The following is a 16125-nucleotide window of genomic DNA, read 5'->3' on the forward strand; positions in this document are numbered from 1 at the left end:
TCGCTAGCGCTCCTGTTTGCGCAACAGCAGCATGCACAGCCCCAGCAGCAGCGGAATGCTCACGGCCAGGGCGAGGAAGTCGGCGTACAACGCGCCCAGCCCCAGGGCCTTGGAGAAGACTCCGCGGCTGATGGTGAGAAAGTGGCTGGTGGGGTAGATCTGGCCGATGAAGGCGCTGGCGCCTTCCAGGGAGGAGACCGGGTGGGTCAGTCCGGAAAACTGGATCGCCGGCACCAGGGTGGCGATGGCGGTGCCGAATACCGCGGCGATCTGGCTGCCAGTGAAGGTGGAAATCAGCAAGCCCAGCCCGGTGGCACAGAACACGTAGAGCAGCGCCGCCAGGCTCAGTGCGGCCAGGCTGCCCTTGAGCGGCACGCCGAAGACCCAGACCGCCATCAGCGCCATCAGCACGAAGTTGAACATCCCCAGAACCACGTAGGGCAGTTGCTTGCCGAGGAGAAATTCCAGGCGCGTCACCGGGGTGACGTAGAAGTTGGTGATCGAGCCGAGTTCCTTCTCGCGCACCACGCCTAGCGCGGTCAGCATCGCCGGGATCAGCATCAGCAGCAGCGGGATCACCGCCGGGACCATGGCGACGATGCTCTGCACGTCCGGGTTGTAGCGGTAGCGCACCTGGATGTCGAAGGCGCTGCTGGCGTCGGCCAGGTTCGGCGCCTGACGCGCCAGGGCTTGCAGATAGCCGGCATGCAGTCCCTGGGCGTAGCCGCGGATGGTCTGCCCGCGTTGCGGCATCGCGCCGTCGATCCAGATGCCGACTTCGGGCACCTCGCCACGCTTGAGGTCGCGACCGAAGCCGGGCGGAATCTCCACCGCCAGGGAAATTCGCCCGGCGCGCATGCGCTGCTCCAGGTCCGCATAGTCGCGCAGTGGCGCACGCTCGATGAAATAGCGCGAGCCGGCGAGGTTCTCGGTGTAGGCCTGGCTGGTACTGGTCTGGTCGCGGTCGAGCACCGCGTAGGAGAGGTTCTCCACGTCCATGTTGATGCCGTAGCCCATGATCACCATCAACAGCAGCGTGCCGAACAGCGCGAGTGACGAGCGCACCCGGTCACGGCGCACCTCCAGGCTTTCGCGCAGGGCGTAGCTGAACAGCCGGCGCAGGCTGAAACGCGGCGGCGGTGCGTTGGCGGCGGTCGTCTGCTCGCTCGGCGCGGCGGGCTCGGCGGAGGTCCGGGTCTCGTCGCCCCGGGCTTCCTGCAGGTAGGCGATGAAGGTGGCCTCCAGGCTGTCCAGGCCGCGTCGGGCCATGAGTCCGGCGGGGGTGTCGCTGGCCAGTACCTTGCCGGCGTGCATCAGCGAGATGCGGTCGCAGCGCTGCGCCTCGTTCATGAAGTGGGTGGAGATGAAGATGGTCACCCCGTCGCGGCGCGACAGTTCCACCAGCAGTTGCCAGAAGCCGTCGCGGGCCACCGGGTCGACCCCGGAGGTGGGTTCGTCGAGGATCAGCATTTCCGGGCGATGGATCACTGCCACGGCCAGCGAGAGGCGCTGGCGGATACCCAGCGGCAACTGCTCGGGCAACTGCTCCGCCACGCCGTGCAGGTCAAAGCGCGCGAGCATCTCCTCGACCCTCGGTGCGATCTGCGCCTTGGGCACCTGGAACAGGCGAGCGTGCAGCACCAGGTTCTGGCGCACCGTCAGTTCGCCGTAGAGCGAGAAGGCCTGGGACATGTAACCGACGCGCCGGCGGGTCGCCAGATCGCGAGGATCGACGCGCTGGCCGAACAGGAATGCCTCACCCTCGCTGGCCGGCAGCAGGCCGGTGAGCATCTTCATGGTGGTCGACTTGCCGCAGCCGTTGGAGCCGAGGAAGCCGAAGATCTCGCCGCGGGCGATGCGCAGGTCGACGCTGTCCACCGCGACGAAGTCGCCGAAGCGGCAGGTCAAGCCGTGGGCCTCGATGGCGATGTCCTGGTCGGCGCCGGCCGGGCGGGGCGGGATCACGATCTGCTGGTGACCACGGCGGCGTTCCTCCGGCAGCAGCGCGATGAAGGCCGACTCCAGGTCCGGGCGCCCGCTGCGGGCGAGCAGTTCGCTGGGGCTGCCGGTGGCCAGGACCTGTCCGGCGTCCATCGCCACCAGCCAGTCGAAACGCTGCGCCTCGTCCATGTAGGCGGTGGCCACCAGCACGCTCATGCCCGGGCGATCCTGGCGAATCCGTGCGATCAGCTCCCAGAACTGGTTGCGCGACAGCGGATCGACGCCGGTGGTGGGTTCGTCGAGGATCAACAGGTCAGGGTCGTGGATCAGCGCACAGCACAGCCCCAGCTTCTGCTTCATGCCGCCGGAGAGCTTGCCCGCCGGGCGTTCCTCGAAGCCGTTCAGGCCGGTGGAGACGAGCAGTTCGGCGATGCGCCGGCCGCGTTCCTCGGTGCCCTGGCCGAACAGCCGGGCGAAGAACTCCAGGTTCTCGCGCACCGACAGCGTCGGGTACAGGTTGCGGCCCAGGCCCTGGGGCATGTAGGCGATGCGCGGGCAACTGCGGCGGCGGTGCTCGGCGTCGCGCATGTCGCCGCCGAGCACCTGCAACTCGCCCCGTTGCAAGCGACGGGCACCGGCGATCAGCGCCAGCAGGCTGGACTTGCCGACCCCATCGGGACCGATCAGGCCCACCATGCAGGCGGCCGGCAGCGCCAGGTCGATGCCCTCCAGCGCCACCTGCGCGCCATAGGCGAGGTGGATGTCGCGCACCTGCGCGACGGGTTGGGCGGTCATTGCGGAACCTTGATCCGCAGGTTCTCGGGCCATTCCAGGTCAGGGTCGAGCTTGAGATAGGCGACACCGGGAACCCCGGTCTTCACCTGCTGCAGGTGACGCCGCAGCAGGTCGCGGTCGATACGGGCACGCACGCGGAACATCAGTTTCTCGCGTTCGCTGGCGGTTTCCACGGTCTTCGGCGTGAACTGCGCGACGCTGGCCACGTAGCTGACCTTGGCCGGAATCACGTACTGCGGTGCGGCATCCAGCACCAGGTGTGCCTCGCTGCCCAGCGCCACCCGGCCGGCTTCCCCGGCCGGCAGGAACACGGTCATGTAGACGTCGTCGAGGTCCACCAGGTTGAGCACCTTGCCGCCGGCGCCGAGTACCTCGCCCGGCTGGCTGATGCGGTATTGCACGCGCCCGGCGCGCGGTGCCTTGAGCTCGCAGTCGTCGATGTCCGCCTGCAGGCGGGCGACGGCGGCTTGCGACGCTTCGACCGCGGACTGGGCCTCGATCACCTGGGAGCGTGCGGCCTGGATCGCTGCCTCCGCCGAGAGCACCTGCGCGCGTGACGCCGCCAGCGCGGCCTCGGCACCCTGCAGCGCGGCGACGTCGTCGTCGAGCTGCTGTTGCGGCAGCGCATTGCGCTGGACCAGGGTGGAGGTGCGCGCATGGCGCTTGCGCGCCGCACTGAGCTCCGCCTGGCGCTGGCCGACCACGGCTTCGGCGGTGGTCTTCTCGCTTTCGCGCAACGCGACCTGGGCCTGTGCGGTGCCCACCGCATTGGCGGCCTGGCGGGTCTGCGCGCGGGCCTGGGCAAGCTGCGCCTGGAGGACCTGGCTGTCCATGCGCGCGAGGACCTGTCCCGCTTCGACGAAGTCGCCTTCGTCGACCAGCAACTCGTCGAGGCGTCCGGCGAGCTTGGTGGCGACGTCCACCTCGGTGGCTTCGATGCGTCCGTTGGCGCTGGTCAGTCCCTCGGGAAGGCCCTGCGGGCGCCACAGCCACCAGGCCAGGAGGGCTGCCGCCAGCAGCAAGGCGAGCAGTCCCAGGCGAATAACGAGCGTGCGATTGACCTTCATGACGCGACATGTCCTTCGTCAGCGCAGGCAGTCAGGGTTGAGCCGACTGTCCTGCTGGTGCATCGATTCTAGCCACTGAGGCGCGAATCGTTTGCACTGACTGGCGAGTCATTGACCTGCGTCGGGTAGTCGCGTGTTGGTCAGCGGCGGCTGTTAACCTAGCGCCTCGTCAGGGAATTGGAAAATGGCATGTCGAGGCTGAAATCCATAGCGCTGCCGGTCGCGCGGGCGTTGCTGTCATTGGGGCTGCTGCTGTGCATGGGCTGGGGTCTGTTGGCGCTGGATTACCGGATCGAAAGCCCTTGGCTGCGCTGGCCGTTGCTGCTGGCCTGGGGCGCGGCCGGTCTCTGGCTGGCGTGGTTGCCCTGGCGTCGGCGCAGCGCCCTGGCGTTACTCGGCGGCGCGCTCGGCATGCTTGCGCTGCTGGGCTGGTGGAGCACCCTGCAGCCGTCCAACGAGCGGGTCTGGTCCGACGATGTGGCGCGCATGCTGCATGGCCACGTCGAGAATGGCGTGCTGCACCTGGATAACGTGCGCAACTTCCACTGGCGCAGCGACGACGACTACGACATCGCCTGGGAGTCACGCGACTACCCGCTGGACGGGCTGCGCTCGGTGGACATGTACACCTCCTACTGGGGCATGCCGGCGATCGCCCACGTGATCGTCTCCTTCGGTTTCGCCGATGGGCGTTTCCTCGCGTTTTCGGTGGAGATCCGCAAGGAGCGCGGCGAGCAGTATTCGGAGCTGGGGGGCTTCTTCAAGCAGTTCGAGCTATCGATCATCGCCGCCGACGAGCGCGATGTGGTGCAGGTGCGCAGCAACGTGCGTGACGAGGACGTCTATCTCTACCGCGTGGCGCTGCCCGTGGAGGACGCCCGCGCGCTGCTGCTCGCCTACGTCGAGCGGGCCAACGCACTGGTCGAGCGACCGCGCTTCTACAACACCCTCACCGCCAACTGCACCACGCTGGTGTTCCGCATGATGCGCGGCATCGTGCCGGGCCTGCCGATGGACTACCGCTTGGTGCTCACCGGCTACCTGCCGAGCTACGTACAGGCCCACGGCGGCCTGCAGCCGGGTTATACGCTGGAGCAATTGCGCGAGCGCGGACGCATCGCGGAGCGTGCGCGGAGCAGCGACGACGATAGCGATTTCTCCCGGCGCATCCGCCAGGGCGTGCCTGGCTGGGACTACTAGGGCGTAGGCCCTAGGCCAACCGCAACAGCGCGTCGCTGATGGCCTCGGCCAGGTACTCCACGGAAAAGGCCCCGCCATAGGTCCAGGTGGAGCGCATGGCGCCGAAGTGTCCGGCGCGCACGAAAGGCATCGCCTGCCACAGGCGGGTGGAGAACAGTTGCTGCTGCTGGGCGAAAGGCTCGATGTGCAGCACCACGCCATCGTCGAGTTGCCCGAGCGCGGTGACCGGCCATTGCACGATGCCCCAGGGGCTGGCCGGCAGCGCCTGCGCCGGCTGCAGGCCTAGCAGGTCCAGCACCCGCTGGACCATCGAGTTGGCGGTGTTGACGAACACCACACTGGGCGAAGAAAAACGCACGATGGTGACCTTCGGCGGACGTCCGGCGAAATGCCGCTGGATGCGCTCGCGCAGCGCCGCGATGCGTAGATCCAGTTGCGCCAGGCGCGCTTCGCCGAGCGCCTCGCGTTGCAGGCGCCGCGCCAGTTGCAGGTAGTCCTCGCGTTGGGTGAGGTAGTTGTCGCCCCGTTCGGCGAAGGCGCGATGCTGCAGCAACGGCGCGATGCGTTCCAGGCGCGGGCGCAGGTCGGCGAGCAGCGGCGGCAGGGTGACCAGTTCGGGCCGCAATTGCGCCAGCAACTCCAGGTTCGGCTCGGTGCGCGAGCCGACGCTGGGCACCGTCGGCGGCAGCGTCGGGCTAACCACCCAGTTGCGATAGTCACCGGCGTCGGCCACGCCGAGGGGTTCCACGTCGAGCATCAGCAGGTGCTCCGCGGACTCCCAGCTCAGCGCCACCACGCGGGGCGTCGACGCCGAGGCCAGGCGTGGCAGCCAGGGCAGGGCGGCGAGGGCGAGCAGGCAGTCGCGTCGGCGCATCGTTGTTCCTCAGAGCAGGCGCCGGCGAACCAGCAGGTAGACGAAGTAGCTGCCGCACACCACCGAGGCGACGATGCCCACCGGCATCTGCAGCGGGAAGATCAGCATGCGTCCGAGCCAGTCGGCGAGCAGCATCAGCGAGCCGCCGAGGACCGCCGCCAGCAGCAACTGCGGCACCGCGCGGCGGGCGCCGAGCATCGCCGCCATGTGCGGTGCGAGCAGGCCGAGAAACGCCACCGGCCCCATCAGGGCGGTCACCAGCGCGCAAAGCAGCGCGGCGAGCACCAGCAGCGCCAGACGCACCCGTGCCACGTTCAGTCCGCGACTGGCGGCTACCCCGTCGCCGATGGCGACCAGCGTCAGGGCGCGCTGGAACAGCAGCGCCAAGGCGCCGAGCAGCAGCACGCCGGCACTCAGCCAGAGTGCCTGCCCGGCGCTGGCGCGGTAGGTGGAACCGGCCAGCCAGCCGAGCAGGGCGAAGGCGTCCGCCGTGCCCTTGGCCAGGCCGAACTGCAACGCGGCGTTGAGCAGTGCGCTGAGGGAGATCCCCACCAGCGCCATCAGCCCCGGTGAATAGGCATGCCGGCGGCCGAGCAGCAGCAGGATGGCGAGCACCGCCAGGCTACCGAGAAAGGCCGCCGTGGGCGCGGCGGCACCGAGCAGCGCGCCCCCGAACAGGGTGACCGTCAGCATCACCGCCAGGCTCGCACCGGCGGTCAGGCCGAGGATGTCGGGGCTTGCCAGGGGGTTGCGCAACAGTCGCTGCAGCATTACCCCGGCCAGTGCCAGTCCGCCACCCGCCGCCAGGGCGGTGAGCAGGCGCGGCCAGCGCAATGACCAGATCAGCGCATCCGGCCAGCCCAGCGCCCAGCCGTCCAGGGTCCGGTAGACCGTGACGCTGAGCACAAGCGCGCTGCCGGCGAGCAAGGCCAGCAGCGTCAGGCTACGCCCGCTCAAGCGGTCCCGGCCCACCGGGAGGACCAGTCCGCGCGGGTCCTCGGTGGCCAGGTTACGCCGCGATAGCCAGAGCAGTGCCGGTGCGCCGACCAGCGCCGCCGCCGCACCGCTGGGGACCAGTTCGTTGCTGAAGTGACTGGCAAACAGCGCCAGGGCATCGGTGCCCAGCAGCAGCACGGCGCCGAGCAGGGTGCTGTAGCACAGCTCGTCGCGGGCACTGCGGGCGCCCAGCAGGCGTGCCAGATTGGGCGTGAGCAGACCGATGAAGCCGATCAGCCCCACGGCGGTGATCGAGACCGCGGTGAGCCAGATGGCGGCGAGAAACAGCACCAGCATCACCGGCCAGAGCGCCAGGCCGCGTGCACGCGCGCCATCGCCGCCCAGTTGCAGCAGGGTCAGCGCGCGCGGGGCGAAGGCGATCAGCGCCAGGCCCGGCAGCAGCTTGGGCCATAGCCAGGTGACCCAGTGCCAGTCGATCTGCGCCAGGTCGCCGGCACCCCAGACGAACAGCCCGCGGGTGTACTGGTTGTTGACCAGCACCAGCCCCGAGGCCAGCGCGCCGAGCAGCAGGTTCAGCGCCATGCCGCCAAGCACCACCGGCAGGCCGGCGATGCCGTTGGCGCCGGCGATCAGCAACACCAGGCCGAGGCTGCCCAGGGCCCCGGCAAGCGCCGCCCAGTGCCCGTAGCTGGCGGCCAGCGCCGGCGCCAGGAGGGTCGCGGCGACCAGTCCGAGCCAGGCACCGGAGGCGGCGCCCAGGGTCATCGGTGAGACCAGGCGATTCTGCGTCATCTGCTGCATGACGCTGCCCGATAGCCCCATCGCTGCGCCCACCAGCAGCGCCATGCACAGCCGCGGCAGGGCGGAGAGCTGCAGTTGCAGCGCGGCGAAGCCATCGTTAGCCGGGCCGAGGGCGGCGAGTAGCTGAGTCAGCGGCAGGTCGCTGGACAGGCGCAGATGCAGCCCGACCAGCAACAGGGCTGGAATCAGTGTCAGCGCGTGGAGTCGCAGCGGGGATGAGACGGGTGCGTGCAAGGTCAGGCCACCACGGCGATCCTGCCGCGACCGGGCTGTTCGAGCAGTTCGATGTCGATGTCGTAGAGCTCGCCCAGGCGTGGGCTGTCGAGCAACGCGTCGGGGCTGCCATCGAAGAACAGCTCACCGCGCTTGAGGGCGATGATGCGGTCGGCGTAGCGGGTGGTCAGGTTGATGTCATGGAGAATCGCCACCACCCCGCGCCCGGTGTCACGGTTGAGCTGGCGCAGCAGCTCCATCAGCTCGTACTGGTGGCCCAGGTCGAGCGCCGAGGTGGGTTCGTCGAGCAGCAGCAGGGGCGACTGCTGGGCCAGCAACATGGCGATCCAGGCGCGTTGACGCTCGCCGCCGGAAAGACTGTCGGCGAGATGCCCGGCGTAACCGGCGATGTCGGTCTGCGCCATCGCCTGCTCGATCTGCTGCTGGTCCTCGGCGCGCCAGCGGCCGAGCAGGCCACGCCAGGGAAAGCGTCCCAGGCGTACCAGTTCGGCAACGGTCAGCCCGGCGACTTCCGGCAAGCGTTGCGGCAGGAAGGCCACGCGGCGGGCAAAGTCACGCTGGCCGTAGCCGGCCAACGGGCGGCCATCGAGTTCGATACGGCCCTGGTCCGGCTCCAGTTGGCGCGCCAGCAGGTTCATCAAGGTGGACTTGCCCGAGCCGTTGTGGCCGAGGATCACGGTAAAGGCATCGCCGGCGATGCGCAGCTCGTCCAGCGCCAGGGTCTGGCGGCCGTCGCGCAGCACGCGGATGTCATTCAGGCGGAACACGGCAGGGCCAGCTCCTGGCGCAGGCGCGCGATGCGTTCGTCGGCGGAAAGCTTCGGACAGGTGCTGCACAGGCTGCCGTCGGCGCGACGGAAATGCTGGCAGCAGACCTTGCGCTCCAGTGCCAGGGGCGTGCGGCCGTCGTCCAGGCGTACCTCGATCAGGCCGCTGGCGCCCTCTAGATCGAGGGCGCGCAGCCAGCGCTCACGCAGTTGCTGCACACGGGCGTTGTCCAGTTGGCGACGTCGCTGCACCAGCAGCAGGCCGTCGAGCAGGTAGTCGGCGGCCAGGCGCATGGCCATCTTGCGGTGCAGCGGCTGGATGGGTGCGAGCGCCTGCCACTGGGTTTCCAGGCGCTCGCGCAGTTGCCCGGCGGCGAACGCCAGGCGGGCGTCTTCGTCACCCGTGCAGGGCGTGTGTGAAGGCAGGCGGAAGCCCATCACGTAGCCATCGCGTTGCGACTGCGCCATGCCGTCCAGGCGCGGCACGCAGCGGCCGAGATGCACGCCGATCAGCGACAGGTACACTGGTTGCCAGACCAGCAGCGTCCAGACCCGCGCCGACCAGTAGTGCGCGCCGGCTTCCGGATGCGCTCGCCGCCAGTGCCACGCCAGACGCTCCAGCCGTTCAGACTCGCCAGGGGCGCCGGGCAACAGCAGCTCCGGCGTGATGGCGTCGAGCTTGCCGTCCAGCCCGGGGAGGGCGCAGGCAGCCAGTTCGAGCAGGTTGGACAGGTCGCGGTCGGCGGTGCAGGTCATCGACGGGGTTATCGCGGTATGGCGAACGACCCGGAAATTAGACCACCGATATGCTAACGCATCAAATTATCATTTCGCTGTGGAAGCGCCGCGCGGCACCAGCAATGGGAACAGCGCAGCAGTGAGCGCGAGGCCCGCGGCGCCGACCCAGAACGGCAGCTGCTGGGAGTGCACCACCAGCAGGCCGGCGCCATAGGCGGCGCCCATGTTGCCCAGGCACTGGAAGATGTTCACCTTGCTGAAGTCCACGGCGTAGCTGTCCGGCGTGCTCAACTCGAACAGCAGGGCGTCCAGGCGCACGGTCACCTGGTACAGCGCCCAGCCGAACAGCACACGGCCGAGCAAAATCAGCGCTTCGTTCTGTACGCCCTGCAGCGCGGTGGCGGCGGCGCCGAGCAGGAGCCCCGCGAGGATGCCGTCGCGGGTACTGCCCTGGGCCTTGGCACGGCGGCTCCACCACAGTGCGAGCACGGCGATGGCCCCCGGCAGCGCATAGACGAAGCCGGCGATCAGCTCGCTGTTCCAGGTGGCGCTCTGCTGCCAGTACAGCGCGAAGAAGGGCCGGGTGATGTAGCCCAGGCAGTAGAACAGCGCCATTACCACGCACAGGCGATAGATCGCTGCCAGGTTGCGCGAGCGCGGGGTGCCGCTCTCCGCCGGGCTTTGCTCGCTACCCGTTGCGCCGGGCACTGGCGGTGCGTCGCGCAGCAAACGCAGACAGATCGCCATCTGGATGAAGTCGCCGAGCGCCATCAGCAGGAAACTCTCGCCAATGGCCATGACCTGCAGCACCAGTCCTCCGACTGCCGCGCCGAGGATCGCGCCGAAGTGCACCACCACCGACAGCGTGCCGATGGTGCGGGTGTGATCCTGTTGCGCCTGCAGGCTCATCACGTACGGGTACATCAGCAGGTAGCTGGCCTTGAACAGGATCATCACCAGCGAGACCACCCAGAACGCCGTCAGCGAATCGATGAAGTACAACGCGGCGGTGAGCGCCCCGGCCATGAACTGCGCCAGCACCAGCAGGCGCAGCGGGTGCAGGCGTTTGGCGGCACGCGCCCACAGCGGAAAGACGGCCATGACCGTGAAACTCACCGCCGCGAGGTAGGCGCCGACCACGTACTCCGGCGGGTTGCCGAAGCGCTCGGCGAAGTACTGCGGGTAGAAGGGGATGATCATGTTGTCGGTGACCACGGCGAGGGCGGTCATCACGATCAGGCACAGGCGAAGATTCATCGTTGCAGGCGGAACGGCAGCGGCTAAGGGTCGCACATGATGCATGCTCGCCGGGCACTTGGCGATGCTCGGCTGGACAGCCTCGCCTGCGGCGTCGATCATGCGCGCCGATCTGGGAGGACCGCTCATGGCCGCGCGTTGGGACATCTTCTGCAGCGTCGTCGACAACTACGGCGATATCGGCGTCACCTGGCGCCTGGCGCGCCAGCTGCAGGGCGAGCATGGCCTGGCCGTACGCTTGTGGTGCGACGACCTGCGTGCCTTCGCCCGGCTCTGTCCGGCGCTGGACGTGACGCAGGCGCGGCAATGGCTGGAGGGCGTCGAGGTGTGCCGCTGGGGGAACGACTGGCAGGCGTGCCGGCCGGCGGAGGTGGTGATCGAGGCCTTCGCCTGCACGCTGCCAGAGGACTATGTCGCCGCCATGGCCGCCTGCGCCACGCCGCCGTTGTGGCTGAACCTTGAGTACCTCAGCGCCGAGGACTGGATCGACGGTTGCCACGGCCTGCCGTCGCCGCAGCCCCATGGCCTGCGCAAGTTCTTCTTCTTCCCCGGCTTCAGCGCCGCCAGCGGCGGACTGGTGCGCGAGCGTGAGCTGTTGGACGCGCGTGACCGTCTGTCCCCGGCGGCGTTTTTCCACGGCCTCGTCGGCCCTCTGCGTCCCGACGCACTCAGGCTCTCGCTGTTCTGCTACGCCAATCCGGCACTGGCCGGCTGGCTGGATGCCTTGGCGGAGGGCGAGCCTGCCGTCGAGCTGCTGGTGCCCGAAGGCCGCGCGCTGAACGCTGTCGCGGCCTGGGCTGGCGAACCGCTGGCGGTCGGGTCGCAGTATGCGCGGGGGGCACTGCGGGTCATCGGCCTGCCGTTCCTCTCGCAGCCTGACTACGACCGCCTGCTGTGGAGCTGCGACCTCAACCTGGTGCGCGGTGAAGATTCCTTCGTCCGTGCGCAATGGGCCGCGCGGCCTCTGCTCTGGCACATCTACGTGCAGGAGCAGGGCGTCCACCTGGACAAACTCGACGCGTTCCTCGCGCGTTACCTGGCAGACCTGCCGGACTCCGTCGCGCAGGCCGTGGCCGGTCTGCAGCGAGCCTGGAACGGCGACGGCGAGATTCGCCAGGCGTGGCGTGCGGCGCTGCCCGAGCTGCCGGCCTGGCGGACGCATGCCGTGCGCTGGAGCGAGGCCCTGGCGCAGCAGGCGGACCTGGCTCGGCAACTGGTGACATTCGCCGCTGGACAGGCCGACCGCGCGTAGCTGTGAATTTGCCGGTAAAGCGGCTATGATGCCGGGCCAGTTTTTTCGTCCCTCTTTTTTCGGATACGCGTATGAAAACCGCACAAGAATTCCGTGCCGGCCAGGTGGCCCTGATCAACGGCGAACCCTGGGTCATCCAGAAGGCCGAGTTCAACAAGTCCGGCCGTAACGCCGCCGTCGTCAAGATGAAGCTCAAGAACCTGCTCAACAACCAGGCTACCGAGACCGTCTACAAGGCCGACGACAAATTCGAGCCCGTCATCCTCGAGCGCAAGGAAGTGACCTACTCCTACTTCGCCGACCCGATGTACGTGTTCATGGACACCGAGTTCAACCAGTACGAAGTCGAGAAAGAAGACCTGGGCGACGCGTTGAACTTCATCGAAGACGGCATGCAGGACGTCTGCGAAGCGGTGTTCTACAACGACCGCGTGATCTCCATCGAACTGCCGACCACCATCGTCCGCCAGGTGTCCTACACCGAGCCGGCCGTACGTGGCGACACCAGCGGCAAGGTCATGAAGACCGCCAAGCTGAACAACGGCTACGAGCTGAAGGTGGCCGAGTTCATCAACATCGGCGAGTACATCGAGATCGACACCCGCACCGGCGAGTACAAGTCGCGCGCCAAGGTCTGATCCAGACCGCCGCGATCTCGAAGAAACCGGAGCCCCAGGGCTCCGGTTTTTTTATGCCCAGGCATTGCTGATCCGCTTTTCTCGAGCCTTTCTGCCTCTGGTCTCGCGCAGCCTTCGGCGGGCATAGTAGGCGGCCCTCCGTGGCCGCAGCAGCCTTTGCAGGCCACGCTAACAAGAAAGGTGCCCCATGATGCTTCGCGGTGTGTTCTGGCTGGTGCTGTTGCAACTCTGCGGCATGGCCCTCAATCAATGGCTGCTGCCGCAATTGCCGGCGGCCATCATCGGCTTGCTGCTGCTCTCGGCCTGGCTGATGTGGCGCGGCTCCGTGCCCGAATCCTTGCAGCAGGCTGCCAATGGTCTGCTGCCTTACCTGCCCTTGCTGCTCATAGTGCCGGTCTCTGGGATCATGACCAGCGGTAGCTTGCTGCTCGATCAGTTGCCGGTGATCGGCGTGGCGCTGGTGGTTTCGTTGCTGGTTACGCTGCCGTTCTGCGGCTGGTTGCTGCAGACCCTCGTGCGGCGCCAGGAGCGCAAGCGATGAGCGCGCTGGCGCAGCAGCCGCTGTTTTCCTTGGCCCTCACCTTGGCAGCGTTTCTGATCGCCGCCTGGCTCTTTCGCCGCACGGGATGGTTGGTCCTGCAGCCCGTGTTGGTATCGATGCTGCTGATCGTCCCCATCTTGCTGCTGTGTGGCGTGGATTACGACACCTACCGCGCCAACGCCCAGCCTATCGCCTGGTTGCTCGGCCCCGCCACGGTAGCGCTGGCCGTGCCGTTGCAGCACAACATCAAGCGCATCCGCCAGCTGTTCTGGCCGGTCTTCGTCACCTTGCTGTGCGGTGGCGTGCTTTCGGTGGTGCTGACCCTGGCGATCGCCTGGGCAATGGGCGCTGACCAGGCGGTCCTGATGAGCATGGCACCGAAGTCCGCGACCATGCCGATCGCCATGCCGGTGGCCGAGCAGATCGGTGGCACGGCCTCGCTGGCGGCGGTGATGGTGATGATCACCGGTGTCATCGGCGCCGCCCTCGGTCCCGGGTTGCTGGGCTGGGCGAAGGTCGAGCATCCGGCGGCGCGTGGCTTGAGCTATGGCCTCAATGCACATGCCATCGGTACTGCCCATGCGATGAGCGAAGGCGAGGAGTGTGGCGCGTTCGCGGCGCTGGGCATGAGCCTGTGGGGCATCATCGCTGCGCTGTCGCTGCCCCTGGTGCTCGGCGGCTAGCGCGTTGGGGGGAGGCGGCCGGGCCAGGGCCGACCGCCCACGCCCATCAGTCCTGCTTGCCGTTCTTCAGCAGGTCGGCAAGGCCCGCCAGACCCTTGAAGGTGGTCTTCGGGCCATTGTCGCCAGGCTTGGCCTCGGCGAAGTACTGGTTGTCGGTGTAGCGCGAGTGCTCGTTGTCGTGGCAGTACAGGCAGAGCAGCTCCCAGTTGGAGCCGTCCTCCGGGTTGTTGTCGTGGTTGTGGTCCTTGTGATGGACCGTCAACTCGCTCAGGCGCTTGCCGGAGAACTCCCGGGCGCAGCGACCGCAGACCCAGGGGTACATCTTCAGCGCTTTTTCCCGATAGCCCTGCTCGCGCTGGGCATAGGGCACGTACGGCTTGTTGCTGCTCATGCGTGTACTCCGACTCAGCCGGCCAGGCCGACGTAGACGTTCTGCACGTCGTCGTGGCCGTCGATGGCGTCGAGGAAGGCCTCGACTTCCGCCAGTTGCTCCTCGCTCAGGCCGCTCACCGGGTTCTTCGGCCGATAGCCCAACTGCGCCGCCTGCACGGTGAAGCCGAATTCCGGCAGCGCGCGGGACACGCTGTCCATGTCGCTGGCATCGCTGATGAACAGGGTGGCGCCGTCTTCGGCAGGTTCGAAGTCCTGCGCGCCGGCCTCGATGGCGGCCAGCTCCGGATCGGCATCAGCGGAGGTGGGTGCCGCCTCGATCATCCCGCAGTAGTCGAAGTCCCAGGCCACCGAACCGGAGGCGCCCAACTGGCCCTTGCGGAACAGCACACGAATCTCCGCCACGGTGCGGTTCACGTTGTCGGTCAGGCACTCGACGATCACCGGCACCTGGTGCGGAGCGAAGCCTTCATAGGTGGTGCGCTCGTAGCTGACGCTCTCGCCGAGCAGGCCGGCGCCTTTCTTGATCGCCCGCTCCAGGGTCTCGCGCGGCATCGAGGCTTTCTTCGCCTGTTCCACCACCAGGCGCAGGCGCGGATTCATGTCCGGGTCCGCGCCGCTGCGCGCGGCGATCATGATTTCCTTCGACAACTTGCCGAACACGCGCCCCTTGGCGTTGGCGGCCGCTTCCTTATGCTTGGCTTTCCACTGTGCGCCCATGGCGTCTCTTCTCTTGATCGTCTGCGAATTGAGGCCGGTCGGCACACAGCGCGCGCCACCGGACGGGGTGACGATCTTAGGGCCTGCCGGCGATGGCGTCGATTTTTCTACGCACCCCACCCGTAGGATGGCGTCGAGGGCGCAGCCCGATACCCATCGCGCCGTGCGCCGCCGGATACCCCATGACGTGCCTGGCCTGAAAGCGGACGCAGTGCGCCCAGGGCTACGTTCCCGTGGGAACGATCAAAGTACCCCACCCGTAGGATGGCGTTGAGGGCGTAGCCCGATACCCATCGCGCCGTGCGCCGCCGGATACCCCATGACGTGCCTGGCCCGAAAGCGGACGCAGTGCGCCATGGGCTACGTTCCCGTGGGAACGATCAGTCCTGCTGATAGATATCCGGGCGGTGTATCTGCCACAGCAGGTTGGGCTGATTGACCGGCGTGAAGCCGATCTTCTCGTACAGCCAGGCCGCCGTCGTGGTGGCCAGCAGGATGCGCCGCAACGACTGCACCTCTGGCACCTCCATCAGCACCTCCGAGAGCTTCCGACCCAGGCCAAGGCCCCGATAGTCTGGGTCCACGAATACATCGCAGAGATAGCCGAAGGTGACGAAGTCGGTCACCAGGCGGGCGAAGCCGACCTGTCGCGTGCCGTCGTAGGCGCCCGCGCACAGGCTGTTCTGGATGCTCATCGCCACCCGCTCGCGGGAAATACCGGCTGCCCAGGTGGAGGTAGTCAGGAAGGCATGGACGGTGTCGATATCCAGGCGCGTCTTGTCCAGGGAAAGCGCTATGCCGACATCTGCAGGCTGGTTCATCTCACCGGTGCCTCCCTGTACGCAGCCAGACCACTGCCTGCGTCAGCAGCACGCCGGCCAAGGCACCGCGCCAGATCCCGTCAAACAGGCGCAGGCCTGCGAAGTAAGACACCAGCGAGCCGGCTACACCGCCAACAGGAATCAGCCATAACCCCAGCCGGCGCATCCTGGCGACACGCTCGGTGCGCGCCTGCGCCGCTCGCTTGCGGCGGCCTACTGCCTGACGCTGAAGATGGGGCTCCAGAACCGCCTGGGCAACCGCCTCAGCTTGCTGCTTGTCCATGTCGTTTTCCCTGACGTGAAGCGAGAAAGTGTCGCCGCTCTTCAACCACCAGCCCGGCGTTGCCGAGAATAACGGCGGTGATCGCTAATGAAAACGACCCATGTGTCATGCTTTCCTGGGGCGGTTTCCCATGCTTCTTCACGGGGATCAGCAAACTTACGTCACCG

Annotated in this window: 16 protein-coding genes; 5 read left to right on the forward strand and 11 right to left on the reverse strand. The window is 67.6% G+C overall.

The window, feature by feature from the left end; translation table 11 throughout:
* Positions 1-3: 3 nt before the first annotated feature.
* Entirely contained in the window at positions 4-2736 is a 2733-nt protein-coding gene (gene rbbA / locus ACYRGX_RS13590) for a ribosome-associated ATPase/putative transporter RbbA (protein ID WP_473052998.1), read from the reverse strand.
* The gene (locus ACYRGX_RS13595; protein ID WP_473052999.1) at positions 2733-3803 is read right to left on the reverse strand and encodes an HlyD family secretion protein; all 1071 of its coding nucleotides are present in this window, start codon (positions 3801-3803) and stop codon (positions 2733-2735) included. Before ACYRGX_RS13595 ends, rbbA begins: the two co-directional genes overlap by 4 nt.
* Before the next feature lie 189 nt (positions 3804-3992).
* On the opposite strand from ACYRGX_RS13595, the gene ACYRGX_RS13600 reads away from it, so the two are divergent.
* Positions 3993-5003, forward strand: coding sequence for an Lnb N-terminal periplasmic domain-containing protein (locus ACYRGX_RS13600; protein WP_473053000.1), 1011 nt, complete (start codon positions 3993-3995; stop codon positions 5001-5003).
* A gap of 10 nt (positions 5004-5013) precedes the next feature.
* On the opposite strand, the gene ACYRGX_RS13605 is transcribed toward ACYRGX_RS13600, so the two are convergent.
* The 5 genes from ACYRGX_RS13605 to ACYRGX_RS13625 all read right to left on the reverse strand — a co-directional run bounded on the left by ACYRGX_RS13605 (position 5014) and on the right by ACYRGX_RS13625 (position 10630).
* Positions 5014-5877 (reverse strand): ABC transporter substrate-binding protein, encoded by an 864-nt coding sequence (locus ACYRGX_RS13605; protein ID WP_473053001.1) that lies wholly within the window; start codon positions 5875-5877, stop codon positions 5014-5016.
* A 9-nt stretch (positions 5878-5886) separates the two neighbouring features.
* Positions 5887-7869 (reverse strand): Fe(3+)-hydroxamate ABC transporter permease FhuB, encoded by a 1983-nt coding sequence (fhuB, locus tag ACYRGX_RS13610; protein WP_473053002.1) that lies wholly within the window; start codon positions 7867-7869, stop codon positions 5887-5889.
* A gap of 2 nt (positions 7870-7871) precedes the next feature.
* Positions 7872-8636, reverse strand: a complete 765-nt coding sequence (locus ACYRGX_RS13615) for an ABC transporter ATP-binding protein (RefSeq protein ID WP_473053003.1) — start codon at positions 8634-8636, stop codon at positions 7872-7874.
* Positions 8624-9391: a siderophore ferric iron reductase gene (locus ACYRGX_RS13620; protein WP_473053004.1), complete on the reverse strand. Its 768-nt coding sequence runs from the start codon at positions 9389-9391 to the stop codon at positions 8624-8626. The genes ACYRGX_RS13615 and ACYRGX_RS13620 overlap by 13 nt, the downstream gene beginning before the upstream one ends.
* A 69-nt stretch (positions 9392-9460) precedes the next feature.
* Positions 9461-10630 (reverse strand): MFS transporter, encoded by a 1170-nt coding sequence (locus tag ACYRGX_RS13625; RefSeq protein WP_473056693.1) that lies wholly within the window; start codon positions 10628-10630, stop codon positions 9461-9463.
* 127 nt (positions 10631-10757) lie between these two features.
* Here ACYRGX_RS13625 and earP point away from each other — a divergent pair, with 127 nt between their 5' ends.
* The 4 genes from earP to ACYRGX_RS13645 all read left to right on the forward strand — a co-directional run bounded on the left by earP (position 10758) and on the right by ACYRGX_RS13645 (position 13744).
* The gene (gene earP, locus ACYRGX_RS13630; RefSeq protein WP_473053005.1) at positions 10758-11882 is read left to right on the forward strand and encodes an elongation factor P maturation arginine rhamnosyltransferase EarP; all 1125 of its coding nucleotides are present in this window, start codon (positions 10758-10760) and stop codon (positions 11880-11882) included.
* Positions 11883-11953: 71 nt separating this feature from the next.
* Complete coding sequence (gene efp / locus ACYRGX_RS13635; RefSeq protein WP_473053006.1) at positions 11954-12520, forward strand: elongation factor P; 567 nt, start codon at positions 11954-11956, stop codon at positions 12518-12520.
* A 187-nt stretch (positions 12521-12707) separates the two neighbouring features.
* Complete coding sequence (locus tag ACYRGX_RS13640) at positions 12708-13061, forward strand: CidA/LrgA family protein (RefSeq protein WP_473053007.1); 354 nt, start codon at positions 12708-12710, stop codon at positions 13059-13061.
* The gene (locus ACYRGX_RS13645; protein WP_473053008.1) at positions 13058-13744 is read left to right on the forward strand and encodes an LrgB family protein; all 687 of its coding nucleotides are present in this window, start codon (positions 13058-13060) and stop codon (positions 13742-13744) included. Before ACYRGX_RS13640 ends, ACYRGX_RS13645 begins: the two co-directional genes overlap by 4 nt.
* A gap of 46 nt (positions 13745-13790) precedes the next feature.
* On the opposite strand, the gene ACYRGX_RS13650 is transcribed toward ACYRGX_RS13645, so the two are convergent.
* From ACYRGX_RS13650 to ACYRGX_RS13665, 4 genes are all read right to left on the reverse strand, one after another.
* A complete protein-coding gene (locus ACYRGX_RS13650; RefSeq protein WP_473053009.1) occupies positions 13791-14135 on the reverse strand; it encodes a YajD family HNH nuclease in 345 nt (114 codons plus the stop codon).
* A gap of 14 nt (positions 14136-14149) precedes the next feature.
* The gene (locus ACYRGX_RS13655) at positions 14150-14854 is read right to left on the reverse strand and encodes a YebC/PmpR family DNA-binding transcriptional regulator (RefSeq protein ID WP_473053010.1); all 705 of its coding nucleotides are present in this window, start codon (positions 14852-14854) and stop codon (positions 14150-14152) included.
* A gap of 380 nt (positions 14855-15234) precedes the next feature.
* The gene (locus ACYRGX_RS13660; protein ID WP_473053011.1) at positions 15235-15675 is read right to left on the reverse strand and encodes a GNAT family N-acetyltransferase; all 441 of its coding nucleotides are present in this window, start codon (positions 15673-15675) and stop codon (positions 15235-15237) included.
* Position 15676: 1 nt separating this feature from the next.
* Complete coding sequence (locus ACYRGX_RS13665; protein WP_473053012.1) at positions 15677-15958, reverse strand: hypothetical protein; 282 nt, start codon at positions 15956-15958, stop codon at positions 15677-15679.
* Positions 15959-16125: the final 167 nt, after the last annotated feature.

Source organism: Pseudomonas sp. R4-15 (genome assembly GCF_055768815.1).